Annotated in this window: 1 pseudogene; it reads right to left on the bottom strand. The window is 73.1% G+C overall.

The annotated features are described in order from the left end of the window. Nucleotides 1-212: pseudogene (locus ADK36_RS18595) on the bottom strand (ABC transporter permease); the annotation flags it as partial.

Raw genomic sequence — 212 nt, 5'->3', positions numbered from 1 at the left:
GAGTCGCCGCCGGCCAGCATCATCGATCCCCCGCACAGCAGTCCGGTCGCGAGAGCGCCGCCTGCCAGCACGGTGACCGGGATGAGCGTCTCGCGGTTGCGGGCGTTGTCCAGGACGCGCAGTGGGGTTCCGGCCAGGTGCAGCAGGGCGTAGGTGCGGCGGCGGTCCAGGACGTTGGCGGCCGCGGTGATCCCGGCCGAGGTGATGGCGAC

This window comes from Streptomyces viridochromogenes, from assembly GCF_001270495.1.
Lineage (GTDB): Bacteria > Actinomycetota > Actinomycetes > Streptomycetales > Streptomycetaceae > Streptomyces > Streptomyces viridochromogenes_A.
Note: the sequence above shows the minus strand (reverse complement) of the source record. Positions and strands in the feature narration are given on the sequence as shown.